Annotated in this window: 1 protein-coding gene; it reads right to left on the bottom strand. The window is 29.4% G+C overall.

From position 1 onward, the window contains the following. Positions 1-262 (bottom strand): ATP-binding protein (locus G3997_RS04200; protein WP_442971211.1); only part of this gene is annotated, 262 nt, incomplete at both ends.

The raw sequence follows: 262 nt of genomic DNA, 5'->3' as shown, positions 1-262 counted from the left end.
CTTCTTCTAGAACTTTTTGATTATTTCTTTGAAGTGAACATTCTCTTTCTCCTAGATGTATTATATTACCATATTCATCAGCTAGTATTTGAAATTCTATATGTTTAGGATTTTCTATATATTTTTCTATATAAACTCGATCTTCTCCAAAGCAAGCCTTTGATTCTAATTTAGCAGCTTCATAATTATGCTTAAAATCTTTAACATCTCTAACTATTCTAATACCTTTTCCACCACCACCAGCAGCGGCTTTTATCATTAA

Origin of the sequence: Romboutsia sp. 13368 (assembly GCF_018336475.1) — a bacterium.
Taxonomy (GTDB): domain Bacteria; phylum Bacillota; class Clostridia; order Peptostreptococcales; family Peptostreptococcaceae; genus Romboutsia.
This window is presented reverse-complemented; position numbering and strand designations above follow the sequence as displayed.